This is a genomic window from Erythrobacter litoralis, assembly GCF_029760855.1.
Taxonomy (GTDB): Bacteria; Pseudomonadota; Alphaproteobacteria; order Sphingomonadales; family Sphingomonadaceae; genus Qipengyuania; species Qipengyuania litoralis_A.
The window spans coordinates 318,858-336,504 of the sequence record NZ_SOSI01000001.1; the positions used below are offsets into that span (position 1 = coordinate 318,858).

At 63.8% G+C, this 17,647-nt stretch carries 17 protein-coding genes; 9 read left to right on the plus strand and 8 right to left on the minus strand.

The features are described from left to right. Nucleotides 1-104: 104 nt before the first annotated feature. A complete protein-coding gene (locus E3U23_RS01450; RefSeq protein WP_279349399.1) occupies nucleotides 105-1,640 on the plus strand; it encodes an alanine/glycine:cation symporter family protein in 1,536 nt (511 codons plus the stop codon). An 80-nt stretch (nucleotides 1,641-1,720) separates the two neighbouring features. Here the strand turns inward: E3U23_RS01450 and E3U23_RS01455 are convergent, their stop codons facing one another. The 3 genes from E3U23_RS01455 to E3U23_RS01465 all read right to left on the minus strand — a co-directional run bounded on the left by E3U23_RS01455 (nucleotide 1,721) and on the right by E3U23_RS01465 (nucleotide 5,152). Continuing rightward, nucleotides 1,721-1,870: a hypothetical protein gene (locus E3U23_RS01455; RefSeq protein ID WP_279349400.1), complete on the minus strand. Its 150-nt coding sequence runs from the start codon at nucleotides 1,868-1,870 to the stop codon at nucleotides 1,721-1,723. Between the two features lie 154 nt (nucleotides 1,871-2,024). Then, entirely contained in the window at nucleotides 2,025-3,857 is a 1,833-nt protein-coding gene (locus E3U23_RS01460; protein ID WP_279349401.1) for a DUF885 domain-containing protein, read from the minus strand. A gap of 23 nt (nucleotides 3,858-3,880) precedes the next feature. After that, on the minus strand, nucleotides 3,881-5,152 hold the full coding sequence (locus E3U23_RS01465) for a metal-dependent hydrolase family protein (RefSeq protein WP_279349402.1): 1,272 nt from the start codon (nucleotides 5,150-5,152) through the stop codon (nucleotides 3,881-3,883). 160 nt (nucleotides 5,153-5,312) lie between these two features. On the opposite strand from E3U23_RS01465, the gene E3U23_RS01470 reads away from it, so the two are divergent. Together E3U23_RS01470 and E3U23_RS01475 are read left to right on the plus strand one after the other, a co-directional pair. Beyond that, the gene (locus tag E3U23_RS01470; RefSeq protein ID WP_279349403.1) at nucleotides 5,313-5,762 is read left to right on the plus strand and encodes a hypothetical protein; all 450 of its coding nucleotides are present in this window, start codon (nucleotides 5,313-5,315) and stop codon (nucleotides 5,760-5,762) included. After that, nucleotides 5,759-6,073: a winged helix-turn-helix domain-containing protein gene (locus E3U23_RS01475; protein WP_279349404.1), complete on the plus strand. Its 315-nt coding sequence runs from the start codon at nucleotides 5,759-5,761 to the stop codon at nucleotides 6,071-6,073. Before E3U23_RS01470 ends, E3U23_RS01475 begins: the two co-directional genes overlap by 4 nt. A 16-nt stretch (nucleotides 6,074-6,089) precedes the next feature. Here the strand turns inward: E3U23_RS01475 and E3U23_RS01480 are convergent, their stop codons facing one another. After that, entirely contained in the window at nucleotides 6,090-6,971 is an 882-nt protein-coding gene (locus tag E3U23_RS01480; RefSeq protein ID WP_279349405.1) for a MipA/OmpV family protein, read from the minus strand. Nucleotides 6,972-7,076: 105 nt separating this feature from the next. On the opposite strand from E3U23_RS01480, the gene crtY reads away from it, so the two are divergent. The 5 genes from crtY to E3U23_RS01505 all read left to right on the plus strand — a co-directional run bounded on the left by crtY (nucleotide 7,077) and on the right by E3U23_RS01505 (nucleotide 13,395). Beyond that, nucleotides 7,077-8,264 (plus strand): lycopene beta-cyclase CrtY, encoded by a 1,188-nt coding sequence (gene crtY, locus E3U23_RS01485; RefSeq protein WP_279349680.1) that lies wholly within the window; start codon nucleotides 7,077-7,079, stop codon nucleotides 8,262-8,264. After that, on the plus strand, nucleotides 8,261-9,799 hold the full coding sequence (locus E3U23_RS01490; RefSeq protein WP_279349406.1) for a phytoene desaturase: 1,539 nt from the start codon (nucleotides 8,261-8,263) through the stop codon (nucleotides 9,797-9,799). Before crtY ends, E3U23_RS01490 begins: the two co-directional genes overlap by 4 nt. Continuing rightward, nucleotides 9,799-10,380 (plus strand): TIGR00730 family Rossman fold protein, encoded by a 582-nt coding sequence (locus tag E3U23_RS01495; protein ID WP_279349407.1) that lies wholly within the window; start codon nucleotides 9,799-9,801, stop codon nucleotides 10,378-10,380. The genes E3U23_RS01490 and E3U23_RS01495 overlap by 1 nt, the downstream gene beginning before the upstream one ends. 32 nt (nucleotides 10,381-10,412) lie before the next feature. Further along, nucleotides 10,413-11,399 carry a phytoene/squalene synthase family protein gene (locus tag E3U23_RS01500; RefSeq protein ID WP_279349408.1) on the plus strand — a complete coding sequence of 329 codons (987 nt, stop codon included), beginning with the start codon at nucleotides 10,413-10,415 and terminating at the stop codon, nucleotides 11,397-11,399. A gap of 124 nt (nucleotides 11,400-11,523) precedes the next feature. After that, entirely contained in the window at nucleotides 11,524-13,395 is a 1,872-nt protein-coding gene (locus E3U23_RS01505) for an acetyl/propionyl/methylcrotonyl-CoA carboxylase subunit alpha (RefSeq protein ID WP_279349409.1), read from the plus strand. Between the two features lie 82 nt (nucleotides 13,396-13,477). Here the strand turns inward: E3U23_RS01505 and E3U23_RS01510 are convergent, their stop codons facing one another. After that, nucleotides 13,478-14,764, minus strand: coding sequence for a multidrug effflux MFS transporter (locus E3U23_RS01510; protein ID WP_279349410.1), 1,287 nt, complete (start codon nucleotides 14,762-14,764; stop codon nucleotides 13,478-13,480). A 67-nt stretch (nucleotides 14,765-14,831) separates the two neighbouring features. Here E3U23_RS01510 and dinB point away from each other — a divergent pair, with 67 nt between their 5' ends. Next, a complete protein-coding gene (gene dinB, locus E3U23_RS01515; RefSeq protein ID WP_279349411.1) occupies nucleotides 14,832-15,989 on the plus strand; it encodes a DNA polymerase IV in 1,158 nt (385 codons plus the stop codon). Here dinB and E3U23_RS01520 read toward each other — a convergent pair. From E3U23_RS01520 to E3U23_RS01530, 3 genes are all read right to left on the minus strand, one after another. Next, entirely contained in the window at nucleotides 15,975-16,460 is a 486-nt protein-coding gene (locus E3U23_RS01520; protein ID WP_279349412.1) for an NUDIX domain-containing protein, read from the minus strand. The genes dinB and E3U23_RS01520 overlap by 15 nt on opposite strands. Continuing rightward, the gene (locus E3U23_RS01525) at nucleotides 16,448-17,068 is read right to left on the minus strand and encodes a 6-phosphogluconolactonase (RefSeq protein WP_279349413.1); all 621 of its coding nucleotides are present in this window, start codon (nucleotides 17,066-17,068) and stop codon (nucleotides 16,448-16,450) included. Before E3U23_RS01525 ends, E3U23_RS01520 begins: the two co-directional genes overlap by 13 nt. A 73-nt stretch (nucleotides 17,069-17,141) precedes the next feature. Further along, nucleotides 17,142-17,603: a Dps family protein gene (locus tag E3U23_RS01530; RefSeq protein ID WP_279349414.1), complete on the minus strand. Its 462-nt coding sequence runs from the start codon at nucleotides 17,601-17,603 to the stop codon at nucleotides 17,142-17,144. Nucleotides 17,604-17,647: the final 44 nt, after the last annotated feature.

Genomic DNA, 17,647 nt, shown 5'->3' on the forward strand with positions numbered 1-17,647 from the left:
CCGAAAAGGCAAGCGGGGGAACTTTCGCACGCGCGCCCTTTGCAAGCCGCGATTACGCCCCTAGCGTGCGGCGCGATAACCGGGACGAAAATTCGAGGGGTTCCATGGCACTACCAGACACGGCAGCGTCGCCGACGCTGATCGATCGCGTAACCAATATATCCGATTTCATCTGGGTCGGCACATGGAACGGGCAGGAGGTGCTGCCCTTCCCGCCCATGACGCTGGTGCTGCTGGGCATTGGCCTTTGGATCATGATCGGCCTGCGGTTCTATCCCATCGTCAAGCTCGGCAGCGCGTTTGCCGGCCTGTTCAAGGGCCGCAAGGGTGCGGGCGCGGGCGAAATTTCGCCCTTCGCCGCCCTCTCGACCGCGCTTTCCGGCCAGGTCGGCACCGGTAACCTCGCCGGGGTCGCCACGGCCATTGCGCTGGGCGGGCCGGGCGCGGTGTTCTGGATGTGGGTGACGGCGATCTTCGGCATGGCATTGGGCTTCGCGGAAGGCAGCCTCGCCATCCGGTTCCGCGAGAAGACCAGCGACGGCGTCTATCGCGGCGGCCCGATGAGCTACATCATGATGGGCCTCGGGCCGAAATGGACCTGGCTCGCCATCCTGTTCTGCCTCGGCACGCTGTTCTCCGCGCTGGTCACCGGCAATTCGATCCAGGCGAACGAAGTCGCGAGCGGTCTAAACGAACTGTTCGGGTGGGAGCGCTGGTTCGGCGGGCTCGTGGTCGCTATCGCGGTGTTCATCGTCATCATCGGGGGCATCAAGTCGATCGGCAACGTAGCGGAAAAGGTCGTGCCGTTCATGGCGGCGACCTATATCGTGATGGCCTTCGTCGCGCTGGTGCTGAACTTCGCGGACCTGCCCGAAACGTTCGGCCGCATTTTCTACGGCGCGTTCAATCCGCAGAGCGCGGTGGGCGGCTTTGCCGGGGCGGCGATCATCATCGCGCTGAGGGCGGGCGTGGCGCGCGGCCTGTTCTCCAACGAGAGCGGCCAAGGCTCCACCCCGATCGCCCATGCCGTGGCGCAGACCAACGATCCCGAACAGCAGGGCCGCATGGCGATGCTCGGCACGTTCATCGATACGCTGGTGATCTGTACGATGACGGCGCTGGTCATCCTGACGGTGGAGGGCGACTTCACCTATCAGGGCGAGGCGGTGCGCCATGTCTGGCAATCCGATCTCGGCACGACCGAGCTGAGCGGCTTCGTCACCACCAGCGGCGCGTTTGCGGCGGCTTTCCCGTTCGAGATCGCGAGCATTCCGATCGGGACGCTGATCGCCAGCATTGCGCTGATCCTGTTCGTGTTCACCACGCTCCTTACCTGGAGCTATTACGGCGAGCGGGCGATCACCTTCATCTACGACCGCATTCCCGGCTCCAGCCGTGGGGGCGAGAAGGTGCTGCACATCATCTGGCGCGTGATCTGGTGCATCGGCATCTATATCGGCGCGACGCAGCCTTCGCAGCTCGTCTGGCGGCTGGGCGACATCTCCAACGCTGCAATGGCCCTGCCGAACCTGCTGGCCTTGGCCCTGCTCTCCGGCGTGGTGTTCAAGCTGGCGCGCGGCGACAAGACCGCGGGCAAGACCCACACCGCCGATACGCCGGAGGAGCCGGAGGAATACTGATCCCTCCGGTAGCATGGTGCATACGAAAAGGGGCCGGGAGGATCGTTCTCCCGGCCCCATTTTTTCGCTAGTGAGTTATTTCAGCGTGTGCCGAGAAGCCGCGCGAAGAAGCCGGGCTGTTCCATCGGCAGGATCTTGCCGTGATGCTTCATGCGCAGGCTTGCGTCGCTATAGGGCTTCGGGCTGGACCATCGGTCCGGCCGGCTGCTGCGAAATGACAGACTTGACATTGCGTTACCTCCTTTGAACCGTTTCCCTCAATTCCTGCACGAGTAATCGCACAAACGGTCTAAAAGTTCCCGCTTCGTTTCATTTCTGTCCCCCGGTGGGACTGCGGAGCAACAGTGTGGTAAACGCGCTTGCAAGACGCCGGAACGGCCGAAGTCAGCCCCCGCCCGCCGCAATCCAGCGATCGATCTTCGCTTCCAGCACCGGTAGCGGTATGTCGCCGCTGCCCAGAACTTGCGCATGAAAATCGCGCACATCGAAATCGTCGCCGAGCGCTGCGGCGGCCTTTGCGCGTAGTTCCTTGATCTTCAGTTCGCCGATCTTGTACGCCAGCGCCTGCGCCGGCATTACCAGATAGCGGGCCGTCTCGCTCTCCGCGAAATCGCGCGGCTGGCCGTTCTCGACCATGTATTCGATCGCCCGCTCGCGGCTCCAGCCCTTGGCGTGCATCCCGGTATCGACCACCAGCCGCACCGCGCGCAGCAACTCGCCGCCCGCCAGCGCCCCGATCCGGTCGAGCGGATCGTCGTACAAGCCCAACTCGTAACCCAGGCTTTCGGCATAGAGCCCCCAGCCCTCGGAATAGGCGGTGAACCCGCCATAGCGCATGAAGGCGGGAATATCCTCGTTCTCGATCGCCAGCATCGTTTCGAAGTGATGCCCCGGATTGCCTTCGTGCATGTAGAGCGCGATCGATGGCGAAAGATCGCGCTCGGTCGGGTTGTAGCCGCTGAAATAGAACGTGCCGGGCCGTGCGCCGGGCTTACCCGACATATAGGACGCGGCGAGATTGAACGCCTCGCGATATTCCTCGTACGGCTTGATCTCGAGTTGAGTCTCGGGGAAATCCGAAAACAGCGCGTCGAGCTTGGGATCGACCCGCTCCGCCAGCGCATACCACGCGGCAGTCAGTTCGTCCTTGCTGCGATAATAGGTCGGCTCGCGGTCTCCGGCCTCGGCGCGCGCCTGCGCCAGTTCGCGATTGATCCGCGCGACTTCCGACAGGCCAAGCGCGTGAACCTCGTCCGCCGTCAGCGGCAGCGTGGTCATTTCCTCGATCCGGAACCGGTAATAGTCCCCACCATCCGCCATCCCGTCGACGCCCCCGGTCGGGCGGGCCTTGGGCAGGTACTCGCCGGTGAGGAAGGTGCGGAACTCTTCAAGCGCCGGCATGAGCTGCCCGCCGACGACTTCGCGATACCGGGCCGTCAACCGCTCCTTTTCGGCAGCCGAGAAACCGTCGGGAAACGCCCGCAGCGGCGCGTAATAGGGATTGCGCTCTTCCGGCAGGGCAAGCTGGGTCGCAAGCTGCTGGATCATCAGTTCCACGGTCAGGCGCGGTTCGGTGATGCCGTTCGCGGCGCCCAACCGCATCCGCGCGATCGCGGCATCCATCGCACGCACGAAATCGCCGTGCCGCGAGAGGTTGTTCTCGTAATCCTGAACCGTCGCGAACGGCATCAACCCGCCCGGAGCCGACAGGCGCGGATAGCTGATATGCAGCCCGCGAAAGTGATCGACCGCAAGCCCGGCCTCGAATGCGAGGATTTCCGGCGACGTTTCGGCCAGCGTGCGCTCCTGCCCGTAACGGAAGACGTCGTAATAGATGCGGTCTTCCTCCGAGAGCGCGGCGCGATCGATGGTGCCGAGCGCCGCGAGGTTCTGTTCCGCGGCCTGCCGCTCGCGCAGCAAGGCGGCGGTGGTGAACTCGCCGAGCCGGTCCGCATCGCTGAAATCGCCGCGATAGAAGGCGGCGGTGGGATTGCGATCGAGATAGGCGGCGTCGGACCGTGCGAAGAGAGCGAAGAGACGATCGTGCTGATCCGATGCTTCCGCTGCTTCCGCGACCACGCGGGCCGTTTGTGCAGCTGCGGACATATTCACCGGAGCATCGCGCAGGGGGGCTTGTTCGACCCCTTCGCTGGTCGTGGCACAGGCAGCTAGTGACAGCGCGCTAGCGCTCAGCAGGACGGTGCGGGCGATACTCATAGTCTCTCTCCGATTTCCAAACTTCATTCGACGATGCGGCCGCGCACCATCACCCAGTCGACATTCTCGAGCACGGTAACATCCCGCAGCGGATTGCCGGAAACGGCGATCATGTCCGCCGAATAGCCGGACGCGATGCGGCCGATCTCGTTCTCCATTTCCAGCACTTCGGCCGCGCGCGTGGTGGCCGAGGCCAGAGCATCGCGGTCGCTCATACCCTGCGATTTCATCAGCGCGAACTCGCCGGCATTGCGGCCATGCTCAAACACGCCGGCATCGGTGCCGAAAGCGATCGGCACACCCCAATCCATCGCCTTGCCCATGAAGGTCTTCGCGGTCTCGGCGACGGCGCGGATCTTGTCTTCCACCACGGGGGTATAGATGCCCTGCCCCAGCCGCTCGGTCACGCCCTGGAACGCCATCAGCGTGGGAATGAGGACGGTGCCGTTCTTCACCATCTCGCGCGCTGCCGCCTCGTCGAGATAGGTGCCGTGCTCGATCGTATCGATGCCCGCCCGGCTCGCCGCCTCGATCCCGCGCGCGCCATGCGCATGGGCCATGACCTTGAGGCCGAGCGAGTGCGCGGTATCGGCGATGCTCTTCATCTCGGTATCGGTGAAGTGCGCCTCCAGCCCGCGACCCTGCTGACTCAGCACGCCGCCGGTCGCGGTGATCTTGATGACGTTGGCGCCGTTCTGGCTGGCACGGCGCACCTTGGCCGCGCATTCGACCGGGCCGGTGCAGCTGTAGCCGCTGGAGAGGATTTCGTTGATCTCGGGCAGGAAGCCGGTGACGTCGCCATGCCCGCCGATGATCGCGAGCGGCGGTCCGGCGGCTACGATGCGCGGTCCGGTGATCAAGCCTTCTTCGGTGCCGCGCCGAAGGGCAAAGGCGGTCTGCTGCGCGCTGCCCGCCTCGCGCACGGTGGTGAAACCGGCACGTACCGTGGCCTCGGCATTCTTTGCGCCGACGACGACGCCCCATTCGGCGGGCTCCACCGCCTCGCGCCAGAAATCGCCGCCCGGATCGCCGGTGAGGTGGACGTGGAGGTCGATCAGGCCGGGGACGAGGGTCTGCCCTTCGAGGCGGATCGTTTCGCCGCCCTCCGGCGCGGTCTGGAAGCCGTCCACGATGGATACGATACGGCCATCGGTCACTGTGACGGTGGCCGGACCACTTGCCTCGCCCGACGCATCGGCAACAACGCTGTCGGCCTGTATGGCATAGGTCTGTGCGGATACGGGCGCAGCGAAAAGCACGGCGGCAGCCGCGAGCAAGCGTGTGGGGGTGCGCATGATCTGTCCTCCTGTTTTGCATGGACGATGAACGCTTAAGCGTCCCCGGGCAAGCCGCGACACACAGCAATTCCAATCACTTTCCAACATGGAATATTATCACTTGCAAAAGCGGAAAGTGATTGCCATAACTTTCCATGTTGGAAAGAAAGGAATCGTCATGGATCAGAACGATGCTATGAAAGCGCTCGACAGCGTTCGGGAAACCGACCGCGCACTAGAACGTCGGGCGCGTTGGCCCTTGTGGCGACATGCGGCGTTCGGCGCGCTCGAAGCCCTCCTGCTGCTGGCGTGGGGCGTGCCATTGGCGGCGATGGCAGCCTGTATTGTCATTGCGCTTGGCGGTCTTTGGTGGATCGTTGCAGACGACCGCCGCCGGTACGGGATGTTTGTCAGCGGGTATTCTTCGCGAGCCGCCCTTCCGGCAACGTGGCTTGCTCTAGCCATCGTATTGAGCGGACTTGTCGCTCTCGTTCTGACCGGCGGACCCAACCAATGGACCCCTTACGTCTTGCCGGTCGTAGGAACCGTCTTTGTCGGGTGCACGCTCGCGAGTATCTGGTGGGAAAAGCTCTATCGCGCCGAATTGCGGCAAGGCGGCGTCCAATGAGCAATGTTCCGCAGATCGACCCCGCTTACCATCATCCGGCACGCCTGCAGATTGCGGCCATGCTGGCTCGGGTCGACGAGGTGGAGTTCGCCACCCTTCGCGATATCATCGAAGTGAGCGATTCTGTCCTGTCGAAACACCTCTCCGCCCTGTCGGACGCCGGTTATGTGAAGCTGAAGAAAGCCAAGAGCGAAGGCCGCCAACGCACTTGGGCGAGCTTCACGCGCGACGGCAGAAACGGCTTCGCGAAGCACATGGCCGCCTTGCGCGAACTTGCGGAAATGGCGGAACAGGCGGTGGCGGCGGAATAACCGCCGCCGCGCCGCGTCAGAAAGTGTAGCCGATGCCCGCCGCAATCAGGAACTGGTCGGCATCGCCGCGGATACGGGTGAACGGCGTGTTCTTCGCATCGCCGAACAGCCGCGAATAGCCGCCCAGACCGACGATAGAGAAACCGCCGTCGGTCAGGTCGCCATTGAGATCGTAGGCGATGAGGAGATTTACCCCCGCCCGGTCGAACCCGCCATCTGCCCGATAGCCCGGCAGCACGTCCTCGTCGGGCAGAAGGGTGTTGGTTTCCGGCACCGAATAGTAATACTCGGAATAGTCGTCGTCGACATAGCTCGTGTTGACCGAAAGCGAGGCGGCCATGCCGCGGCTCAGCGGCGTGAAATAGGTGATGTTCGGCGCGATCACCATCCCGCCATGCGCACCGTTCACATCCCAGCCGATGTCGACGTTCGCGCTCAGGGAATCGTAAGGATTGAGAACGGCGGGGAAACCCACGCCGACCGTGCCGCCAACCTCAATCGCCATGTCGAGTTCGCCATAAGCCTCAACGACCCGGTCGTTGATCCCGTCGAGATTTACGCGGTCGCGCCGGATGCGTGCGAAAGGACCGGCGGAAAGGTTCGGACCCTCGTCGGCATCGGGTACAAGATCGACGGCGATCCCGCCGGGGCGCGGGTTGAAGTCGATACCCTTGTACGATGCCTGCACGATAGGCAGGACGAAGGCGGTGTAATCGTCGGACCCGGTATAGCTCGGCCCGTAGGCGGCACCGATGCCGACGCTGATGAAGTCGCCATCATATACCGTGTTGTCCGGTACTTCGGATGTCACGCCGGGATCGGCCTGGCTCTGTGCGAATGCCGGTGCGGCAAACAAGGCCGGCAGAACGCTGGCAGCGGCGAGTGCGTAGAATTTCATGAACGGATCCCTGTTCGTGTTTTACCGTCAAACCTGTAGCACTGCCGCCAGTTCCGGCGGTGCTTGCGATTGTGCGACGCGGCAACCGCTCCTAAGCGCGTGAACATGGAACGGGAAGCATTCGATCTCGCAATCGTCGGCGGCGGTCTGGCGGGCGGTCTCACCGCCCTCGCGGTCACGCAGCGGCGGCCGGATTTGTCGCTGGCGCTGATCGAGGCGGGAGAAAGTTTCGGCGGCAATCATCGCTGGAGCTGGTTCGAGGGTGATATCGGCGCGGCGGGCGAGGCGCTGCTTGCGCCGTTCGAGAAAACCGTATGGACCGGCGGGAACGACGTGCATTTCCCAGCCCATTCACGCAGGCTGGCAGCCGATTACCGGTCGCTCGACAGCCGCGATTTCGATGCGGCCCTGCGCCGCGAACTCCCACAAAGCGCCATCTTCGCAGGTTGCCGCGCTCGCGAAATCGGTGGCGACGGCGTCAGGCTCGAAGACGGCGAGCACGTGCAGGCCAAAGCGGTGATCGATTGCCGCGATGCCGGGCCCAGCCCGCACCTCACCGGCGGCTGGCAGGTCTTTCTCGGCCAGACGCTGCGCACCGATGCACCGCACGGGATCGACCGCCCGGTCATCATGGACGCGACCGTTGCGCAGCCGGGCGCCTATCGCTTCATCTATCTCCTGCCGCTCGGCAAGCATGAGATCTTCGTCGAGGACACCTATTACGCCGACAGCCCGGTGCTCGATGCGGACCTCCTGCGCAAACGCATCGCCAACTACGCCGCAGACAGGGGATGGCGGACCGAAGTCATGCACGAGGAAGCCGGTGTGCTTCCCGTCATCACCGGCGGCGATTTCAAGGCCTATCGCGCCTCGCTCGAACGGCCGGGCGTGGCGCTCGCCGGCGCGCGGGGCGGCTTCACGCATCCGCTTACCAGCTATACCATGCCGATTGCGGTGCGAAATGCATTGGCCATCGCCGACATGGCCCACCTGCCCGGCCCCGCGCTCGCCAATGCCGTCGCGGCGCGGGCAACCCGGCACTGGGCGGACACCGCCTATTACCGCCTGCTCGCCAAGATGCTGTTCGACGCCGCCGAACCGAGCAAACGCTACACGATCTTCGAGCGGTTCTACCGCCTGCCCGAACCCTTGATCGAACGGTTCTACGCCGCGCGGTCCACCCCGGCAGACAAAGCGCGCATCCTTTCGGGAAAACCGCCAGTGAAGATAGGCCGTGCGATACGCGCGATCCTTGGCAAGGGTGCCCCGCTGGTCCATATGGAAAGGCGATGAACCTCCAGACCCACCCGCCCGTCCAATCCCCCACCTCCGACCTCATCGAAACCGGTAAAACCGCGTGCGTCGTCGGCGCCGGTTTCGGGGGCCTCGCCCTCGCGATCCGGCTGCAATCGGCAGGCATCGCGACCACGCTGATCGAGGGGCGGGACAAGCCGGGCGGCCGCGCCTATTTCTGGGAACGTGACGGCTTCACCTTCGATGCCGGCCCCACCGTGATCACCGATCCCGATTGCCTGCGCGAATTGTGGGCGCTTTCGGGGCACGACATGGCCGAAGACGTCGAGCTGATGAAGGTCATGCCGTTCTACCGCCTCAACTGGCCTGACGGCACGAACTTCGATTATTCGAACGACGAGGACGATCTCTTCGCCGAAATCGCCAAGCTCAACCCGGCGGATGTCGCCGGTTACCAACGCTTTCTCGACTATTCCGCCGGCGTTTACGAGGAAGGCTACGTCAAGCTCGGCCATGTGCCGTTCCTCGATTTCAAATCGATGATGAAAGCCGCCCCGGCGCTCGCCAAGAAGCAGGCGTGGCGGAGCGTCTATTCGATGGTGTCGAGCTTCATCGAGAACGAGAAAATCCGCGAGGCTTTGAGCTTCCACACTCTGCTCGTCGGCGGCAATCCGATGAAGACGAGCGCGATCTATGCGCTGATCCACAAGCTGGAGAAGGATGGCGGCGTATGGTGGGCGAAAGGCGGCACCAACCGCCTCGTCTCCGGCATGATCACGCATTTCGAGCGGCTCGGCGGCACGGTGCGCATGGGCGATCCGGTGGTGCAGGTTCACACACTGGGCAGCCGGGCGAGCGAGGTGGAAACGGAGTCCGGCTTCCGGCAGCGTTTCGACGCGGTAGCCAGTAATGCCGACATCATGCACAGCTATCGCGACCTGCTCGGCAATTCGAAGCGCGGCAAATCGTATTCCAAGTCGCTCAATCGCAAGAGCTTCTCGCCCAGCCTCTTCGTCGTCCATTTCGGCGTAGAGGGGACATGGCCCGGAATTCCGCACCACATGATCCTGTTCGGCCCGCGCTATAAGGGACTGCTCGAGGACATTTACGATCACGGCGTGCTGCCGCAGGATTTTTCCGTCTATCTGCACCACCCGACCGTCACCGATCCTTCGATGGCGCCGGAAGGGATGAGCACGTTCTACGCGCTGGTCCCGGTCGCCCATATGGGCAAGCTCTCGCTCGACTGGGACGAGATCGGCCCGATGCTGGAAAAGCGCATCCTCGACGAGGTGGAGCGCCGCCTGATCCCCGATCTGCATTCACGGATCGTGACCAAGTTCCATTATGCACCGAAGGACTTCGCCGGGGATCTGAACGCACACATGGGCAGCGCCTTCAGTCTGGAGCCGGTTCTCACGCAGAGCGCCTGGTTCCGCGGTCACAACCGCGACGACCAGATCGAGAACTTCTATCTCGTTGGCGCAGGGACCCACCCGGGCGCCGGCATCCCCGGCGTGGTCGGCAGCGCGAAGGCAACGGCCAAGCTGATGGTCGAGGATCTGGTCCACTGATGAAGCGCGTCGCCGTCTATTGCGGGTCCGCCACGCCGGCCGATCCGCGTTATATCGAGCTGGCGCGCGAAGTCGGGGCGACATTGGCCGAGCGCGGCATCGGTGTCGTCTATGGCGGCGGCAGGCTCGGGCTGATGGGAGCCGTTGCGTCCGCGGCGCTGGAGAATGGCGGCGAAGTCATCGGGGTCATTCCCGATGCATTGGCCGGTAGCGAAGTCGCCAATCGCGATTGCACCGAACTTCACACGGTCGGCGGGATGCACGAGCGCAAGCAGATGTTCACCGACCTGTCCGACGGGTTTCTCACCATTCCCGGCGGGGTGGGCACGATGGACGAGCTTTGGGAAGCGGTCAGCTGGGCGCAGCTCGGCTATCACACCAAGCCCGTCGGCCTTTTGAACGCCTTCGGGTTCTACGACCATCTCATCGCTTTCAACCGCCACATGGCCGAAGTCGGCTTCGTGCGGCCGGCGCATCAGGGCATCATCGTTTCGGACACCGCGTTAACCGGATTGCTCGACAAAATGGCAGCCTATCGTCCGCATACGCCGATCTTCCGGATGAAGGCGGAAGACCTCTGAGTACCACGCAGCGCCCCCTGACCACGCAATATATGCGCCCCACCCTCGCCCGCGCGGGCGGTGGGCGCGATCGTGCATCTTTGGTCGAAAAGGCGCGTGAGGCGATCGAGGAGGGCTCGCACAGCTTCGCCGCCGCCTCCAAGCTGTTCGACCGGCTGACGCGCGAGCGGGCATGGCTGCTGTATGCCTGGTGCCGCCGGTGCGACGACATCGCCGACAATCAGGACAAGGGCGGGCCATTGGGCGATCAGGGCACGCCCAAGAATGCCGAGGACCGGATACAGGCACTGCGCGTCCTCACCCGCCGCGCTTTCGAGGAACAGCCGACCGCCGATCCGGCCTTCGACGGGTTCGGCCAGGTCGCCGACGAATGCGGCCTGACGCCGGACATGGCGAACGACGTGATCGGCGGCTTCGCTCTGGACGCGACCGGCTGGGCACCCACCAACGAGCGCGATATGCTGCGCTATTGCTATCACGTAGCGGGCGCGGTCGGCGTGATGATGGCGAGGGTGATGGGCGTGCCCGACGACGATGGCGACACGCTCGACCGGGCCTGCGATCTCGGCCTCGCCTTCCAGCTCGCCAATATCTCGCGCGACATCGTGGAGGATGCGGCGGCCGGACGGGTCTATTTGCCCGCGCAATGGCTGGCGGAAAAGGACCTCGCGCCCGGCGAACACGCGCGGCCGGAAAATCGCTTTGCCCTCGCCAGCCTGATGCCGCGGATGATCGCGCTGATGGAAAAGCACGAGGATGCGGCCAAGCTCGGCGCGGCGCGGCTGAAGTTCCGGCAGCGTTGGGCGGTGCTGTCCGCCGCGAACATCTATGGCGCGATCGGGCGTAAGGTGCTGAACCGCGGACAGAAAGCGTGGGACCGGCGGGTTGTGGTGCCGGGCTACGAGAAATTGTGGCACGTTGCGACGGCGTTCTTCGAAGCGCTGTGGAACCGGCCGAAAGGGCCGGACGAACCAATCATCTGGACGCGGCACGATTATCGGCCTGTGGCAGGATGGTGACCGGATCCTCACGCCCCTAGATTTCGTTCGCTGTAAGCCTTTCGAAGGGCTCTTCTTGCATCGGAAGAAAAAGCAGAGCTTCGAGAGAGTTTCCTTTCCGGACCGGCAAAGCTAGTCCCTCCCCATGATCACCAAACTCCTCATTGCCAATCGCGGCGAGATCGCCTGCCGCATCATCCGCACTGCGCGCGACATGGACATCGCCACAGTCGCGGTGTATTCCGACGCCGATGCGAAGGCGCTGCACGTCCGCCAGGCGGACGAAGCGGTGCATATCGGTCCCTCGCCCGCTGCCGAAAGTTATCTTGTGGGCGAGAAGATCATCGCGGCGGCGAAACAGACCGGAGCCGATGCGATTCATCCGGGCTACGGCTTCCTCTCCGAGAATGCCGATTTCGCGCAGGCGGTGAAGGATGCGGGGCTGATCTGGGTCGGCGCACCGCCGTCCGCGATCCGCGCGATGGGCCTCAAGGATGCCGCCAAGAAACTGATGCGCGAGGCGGGTGTACCCGTAACCCCCGGCTATGATGGCGAAGACCAATCGCCCGAACGCCTGAAGCAGGAGGCCAACACGATCGGCTATCCCGTGCTGATCAAGGCGGTCGCGGGCGGCGGCGGCAAGGGGATGCGCAAGGTCGATGGCGAGGGAGACTTCCTCTCCGCGCTCGAATCGTGCCGCCGCGAGGCCAAGGCCAGCTTCGGCAATGACGACGTGATCCTCGAAAAGTGGATCACCTCGCCCCGCCATATCGAGGTGCAGGTGTTCGGCGACACACACGGTAATGTCGTTCACCTGTTCGAACGCGACTGCTCGCTCCAGCGCCGCCACCAGAAGGTGATCGAGGAAGCCCCCGCCCCCGGCATGGACGAGGCGACCCGCGAGGAAATCTGCGCCGCCGCCGTGCGCGCCGCCAAAGCGGTCGATTACGAGGGCGCAGGCACGATCGAATTCATCGCCGACGCTTCGGAAGGGCTGCGCGCCGACCGCATCTTCTTCATGGAAATGAACACGCGGCTTCAGGTCGAACATCCGGTGACCGAGGAGATTACTGGGGTCGATCTGGTAGAGTGGCAAGTGCGCGTGGCAAGCGGCGAGCCGATCCCACTGAAGCAGGATGAGCTCACAATTGACGGCCATGCGATCGAAGCGCGGCTTTATGCGGAAGACCCGGCGAAGGGTTTTCTACCCAGCACCGGCCAACTCGAACATCTCGACCTCGGCAGCGAAGGTCGTGTGGAAACGGGCGTTGAAGAAAGCGATGCCATTTCGCCGCACTACGATCCGATGATCGCCAAGCTCATCGCTTGGGGAGAGGACCGCGACGAGGCCATCGATCTGCTGCTCGACATGACCGAAGGCGCGCAAATCTGGCCGGTAAAGACCAACGCCGCTTTCCTAGCCAATTGCCTTGCGGACGAGGACTTCGGCGATGCCGACCTCGATACCGGCTTTATCGAACGCAAAGGCGACGCGCTTCTCGGCGACGCCGAACCGACCGGCGCAATCCGCGCCGCGGCGGCCGAACTCGTACTGCTTGCCGCAGACATACCGCATGATGCGCTGGCCGGGTTTCGCCTGAATGCATCCCCCCGGCTATCTGTGGCGCTTGACCAAGCGGGCAATACCGAAGTGGTTACGCCGCACGACGCGCTGCCGTTCGAGCCGTTGCACGGCTTCACCAGCAGCGAGCGCGTAGTCGTCTTCGCCGATGGGCTGGCGCACGAGTTCACTCTTTCATCGAGGGGCGGCGGTGCGGCGGTAGCAGGCGACGGCGCGATCCTCGCGCCCATGCCGGGCAAGGTGATCGCGGTCGATGTGGCCGAGGGCGATGCCGTGACCGCAGGCCAGCGGCTGATGGTGCTCGAGGCGATGAAGATGGAACACGCGCTCACCGCGCCGTTCGACGGGACCGTTGCCGAACTCAACGCCAGCGAGGGCGGGCAGGTGCAGGTCGAAGCGGTGCTGGCGGTGGTGGAGCCTACGAGCGAGGAATAACCGTCATCCCGGCTTCCGCTGGGATGACGATAGATTGTTCGACACGCTCAAGGCGAGCGGACCGTGGGATCGGCGTAAGGCGTTAGACCCCGTCTTCCACATCCTCCGGCCTCGGCGCGCCGAACAATTCGCCGCGTTCCGAGAACAGCACGAAAGTCAGGCTAACGACTGCTGTAATCAGCAGTGCTGTCGCCAAGGGGCGCGCGGTGCCGTCGTACAGGAAGCCGATCAGCGCACCCAGCCCCGCGCCGGTGGTCAGCCGCAGGAAGCTTTGTGCGGAGCTTGCCGCGCCGGCGATATGCTTGAACGGCTCCATCGCGATCGAGCCGAAATTCGCGCCGATAAATCCGAGCAGCGCCATATTTGCCGCCATCAGCGGCACGAAGGTCCATAGGCTCTCGTCCGGCTGATTGGCGAACCACAGCTGCGCGGAAGATACCGCGATGAACACGAACAGCGCGGCATGGCTGACCCGCCGCGCGCCGTAACGCTCCACGATGCGGCTGTTCGACCAGTTGGAGATCGCCATGGCGCCCGCGCACATGGCGAAGATCATCGGGAACAGCTCGCCCGCGCCGAAGGCCTCGCCGATCAATTGCTGCGAGGAGTTGATGAACCCGAACAGCCCGCCGAACACCAGCGCGCTGCCAAGCGTGTAGCCGATCGTCTCGCGCAAGGTGACGGAATGGCGCATGTTTCGCACGATCACCGGCAAGCGGATCGGAACGCGGTCTTCATCGTCCAACGTCTCGGGCAGGCGGGTATAGACCCATACCGCCATCACCGTGCCGGCAGCGGCCATTGCAGCAAAGATCCAGCGCCAGTTGCCGGCAAGTTCAAGAATGCCTTGCCCGATGGTCGGCGCAATGGCCGGCACGATCAAAAAGATGACGAAGATCAGGCTCATCATGCGAGCCATCTTATCGCCGCCCACACGGTCGCGGATGATGGCCGGCGGCAGTGCGATGATCGCGGCCGCGCCGAACCCCTGGATCGCGCGCAGCACGACGAGCGTGGTGAAGTCCTGCGCCAACGAACAGGCGATCGACAGGGCGATGTAGACACCGAGGCCGGCGAACAGCACCGGACGGCGGCCAAAGCGATCGGCGAAGCTGCCGGGCACCAGCGCCCCGAAGCCTGCCGCGATTAAGTAGGCCCCGACGACGAACTGGCGGCTGTTTCCTTCCGCGCCCAGCGTGCCAGCCAGATTGTCGAGCGCGGGCAAGATGGAATCGATGCCGAATGCGTTCAGCGCCATCAGCAGCGCCATCATCCAAATGAGCGAGCGTTCGCTGATCTTGGGTTTGGCCGGGTTTTCCGGCGGCGTAGCGGTTACGGGTTCGCCGCGGGCCAGTGTTTCTCTTCGCATCTGCACAAAAAGATAGGTGGCGAGAACGGTTCCGCTTTGCAACGGGCCAAGCTAATTAACTCGTCCGATGGACGAGGCGCCCGACAGCGAAACCGGCGACGGCACGGAAGGCAGCGAAGCGGGCGAAACGGCGGGCCTGCGCAAAATCATCCATGTCGATATGGACGCCTTCTTCGCAAGCGTAGAACAGCGCGACAATCCCGAACTGCGCGGCAAACCGGTCGCCGTCGGCGGGTCGAGCGGGCGCGGCGTGGTGGCGGCGGCAAGCTACGAGGCGCGGCGGTTCGGGGTGAAAAGCGCCATGCCATCGGTAACGGCCAAGCGGCTTTGCCCGGACCTGATCTTCGTGAAAAGCCGGTTCGACGCCTATCGCGAGGTCAGCCAGCAAATCCGCGCCATCTTCGGCCATTACACCGAACTGGTCGAACCCTTGAGCCTCGACGAGGCCTATCTCGATGTGACCGAAGACCGGCTCGGCATCGGCAGCGCGACACGCATCGCCGAGATGATCCGGCAGGAGATCCGCGCGAAGACGCAGCTCACCGCCAGTGCCGGGGTCAGCTACAACAAATTCCTCGCCAAGCTTGCGAGCGACCAGAACAAGCCCGACGGAATCTGTGTAATCCGCCCCGGCATGGGCGCAGCCTTCGTCCAGTCGCTTCCGGTGCGAAGGTTTCACGGCGTCGGGCCGAAGGGGGCGGAAAAGATGGCGCGGCTCGGCATCGAGACGGGGGCGGACTTGGCCGCGAAAGACATCGAGTGGCTGCGCGCCCATTTCGGAAGCTTCGCCGATTACCTCTACCGCGCGGCCCGGGGCATCGACCTGCGCCCCGTGCGCAGTAGCCGCACGCGCAAATCGGTCGGCGGCGAGCGGACCTTCAGTCGCGATCTATCTGGCGGCAGCGAACTTCGCGAAACGCTGGAGACGATCATCGACATCGTCTGGGACCGCATTTCGCATAATGGCGTGAGCGGGCGCACGGTTACGCTGAAGCTCAAATATACGGATTTCCAAATCTTCAGCCGCGCGAAATCCCTGCCGCAGCCGATCCGCGAGAAAAACGCGTTCGCAGCCGTCTCGCGCGCCTTGCTGGAGGAGGTGCTGCCACTCCCCATGCCGATCAGGCTGATGGGGCTGACGCTCTCGAAGCTCGAACCCAAGACGAAGAGCGACGGAGAAGAACCGCTGCCCAAGCGCCCGGATGCGCAGTTAAGCCTGCTTTAGGTCCGCGCCGGAACGCTTCCAGACATCCAGCCGCTCGCGCGTGCGGTCAAGCAGGGGTTCGGGCAGCGAATGGAGCGGAAAGAAGCGCGCCTCGACGATTTCCATACCGTCAGGCCGCGGCATCGCATCGACGCGGCAGTGATAGACGTGTTCGACATGCGAGGCGCGGCTGAGTTGCTCGTGGACTACGCGAAGCTGGGTCAGGCCGTGTGCTTCGAGTCCCGTTTCCTCGCGCAATTCACGCGCTGCTGCGACTGCAGGATCTTCTCCGCGCTTCATGCCGCCGCCCGGCAAGGCCCAGCCTGCAGGCCCGTAGGAGTGGCGGATCAGCAGGATCTGCCCTTCGAGATCCTGCGCGATTACGCTCGCCCCGTCCTGCGTCCGTCCAGTGATCCGGCGCACGATATTACGGAGACGAAAGGCAATTCGATAGGCCGTGTGAAGCAGCGGCTTCGGAATCAGACGAAGCATGTGACCGGCTGGCGCGCCGCACCCAGAAGCCGCGCAACGGGAAGGTCGCTTTCCCCGGCAATTGCATCGTCCAGCACGCCGCGTTTGTCCGCGCCGCGCGCGACGAAGACGATCTCGTCGCTATCCAGCAGGGCAGGCATAGTGAGGCTGATCCGGTCGAACGGGGCTTCGGGCGGCAGGGGATCGGGGGTGAGGCGCAGGATGCGCCGTTTCTCGTCTACCTGCGGATCGGTATTGGGGAATAGCGAGGCGATATGCCCGTCGGCGCCCATGCCCAGCCAAGCCAGCGCAAAGGAGGGAATTTTCTCCATGATCGTGAGCGTCGCGACCTCGGCCCCCGCCGGCTCGAACAAGGCGCGCAGCTTGCCGGTATTGGACGCCTCGTGATCTTCGGGAACCACCCGATCGTCGTTCGGCCAGACGATGAGGCGATCCCACGGCAGGTCGCGCGTCAGCAGCTTTTCGATAATCGGAAACGGCGTGGAGCCGCCCGGCACGGTTATCGCGACCGGTCCTTCGGCTTGCGCAAACATCGCAGCCAGCTTCTCGCCGAGCCATTCCGCGACAGCGCTGTTATTGGCGTTCTCGATTATCGTCACATTGCTCATGCGGCATACCTATAAACAAAGGCCGCCCGCTGCCTAGAGCGGACGGCCGGTAAACGTATGCGTAGCCGGAGGCTTACTTGCTGGTCTGATTGAGGAACCAGATGCGTTCTTCGCACTGGTCCGCCCATTCGTCGACGATGCCGCTGGTCGCATTGTCGTCCGCTTCTTCGGAAGTTTCCTTCACTTCCTTGAGGCGTGCGTGGAGCTTGCGATTGTCGTCGCGCAGTTCGGCAACCATCTGGTCCGGCGTGAGCGTGACGTCGTCCTGATCCTTGATCTGCGTGGTCGCGGCGACGCTGCCGATCGAGGTTAGCGTGTATTCGTCGTTTTTGCGCACACGCTCGCCGATATCGTCGACAGTCTTGATCAGCTGCAGCGCCTGCTCGTCGAACAGCAGGTGCAGGTCGCGAAAGCGCGGACCCGCCACATGCCAGTGAAAATTCTTGGTCTTGAGATAAAGCGCGAGCGTGTCGGCAAGTGCGCCGTTCAAGGCGCTCACGAGTGCTTTTTTCGAATTGTCGCCCGACGTGGCCATACAAAGTCCTTCTGTCTTATCGTGTTTGGGTTCCCTCCCATAAC

Bases quoted from the DNA above. Each gene is read 5' to 3' on its own strand.
- E3U23_RS01450 (WP_279349399.1), top strand. From the start codon at position 105: ATGGCACTACCAGACACGGCAGCGTCGCCGACGCTGATCGATCGCGTA.
- E3U23_RS01455 (WP_279349400.1), bottom strand. From the start codon at position 1,870: ATGTCAAGTCTGTCATTTCGCAGCAGCCGGCCGGACCGATGGTCCAGC.
- E3U23_RS01460 (WP_279349401.1), bottom strand. From the start codon at position 3,857: ATGAGTATCGCCCGCACCGTCCTGCTGAGCGCTAGCGCGCTGTCACTA.
- E3U23_RS01465 (WP_279349402.1), bottom strand. From the start codon at position 5,152: ATGCGCACCCCCACACGCTTGCTCGCGGCTGCCGCCGTGCTTTTCGCT.
- E3U23_RS01470 (WP_279349403.1), top strand. From the start codon at position 5,313: ATGGATCAGAACGATGCTATGAAAGCGCTCGACAGCGTTCGGGAAACC.
- E3U23_RS01475 (WP_279349404.1), top strand. From the start codon at position 5,759: ATGAGCAATGTTCCGCAGATCGACCCCGCTTACCATCATCCGGCACGC.
- E3U23_RS01480 (WP_279349405.1), bottom strand. From the start codon at position 6,971: ATGAAATTCTACGCACTCGCCGCTGCCAGCGTTCTGCCGGCCTTGTTT.
- crtY (WP_279349680.1), top strand. From the start codon at position 7,077: ATGGAACGGGAAGCATTCGATCTCGCAATCGTCGGCGGCGGTCTGGCG.
- E3U23_RS01490 (WP_279349406.1), top strand. From the start codon at position 8,261: ATGAACCTCCAGACCCACCCGCCCGTCCAATCCCCCACCTCCGACCTC.
- E3U23_RS01495 (WP_279349407.1), top strand. From the start codon at position 9,799: ATGAAGCGCGTCGCCGTCTATTGCGGGTCCGCCACGCCGGCCGATCCG.
- E3U23_RS01500 (WP_279349408.1), top strand. From the start codon at position 10,413: ATGCGCCCCACCCTCGCCCGCGCGGGCGGTGGGCGCGATCGTGCATCT.
- E3U23_RS01505 (WP_279349409.1), top strand. From the start codon at position 11,524: ATGATCACCAAACTCCTCATTGCCAATCGCGGCGAGATCGCCTGCCGC.
- E3U23_RS01510 (WP_279349410.1), bottom strand. From the start codon at position 14,764: ATGCGAAGAGAAACACTGGCCCGCGGCGAACCCGTAACCGCTACGCCG.
- dinB (WP_279349411.1), top strand. From the start codon at position 14,832: ATGGACGAGGCGCCCGACAGCGAAACCGGCGACGGCACGGAAGGCAGC.
- E3U23_RS01520 (WP_279349412.1), bottom strand. From the start codon at position 16,460: ATGCTTCGTCTGATTCCGAAGCCGCTGCTTCACACGGCCTATCGAATT.
- E3U23_RS01525 (WP_279349413.1), bottom strand. From the start codon at position 17,068: ATGAGCAATGTGACGATAATCGAGAACGCCAATAACAGCGCTGTCGCG.
- E3U23_RS01530 (WP_279349414.1), bottom strand. From the start codon at position 17,603: ATGGCCACGTCGGGCGACAATTCGAAAAAAGCACTCGTGAGCGCCTTG.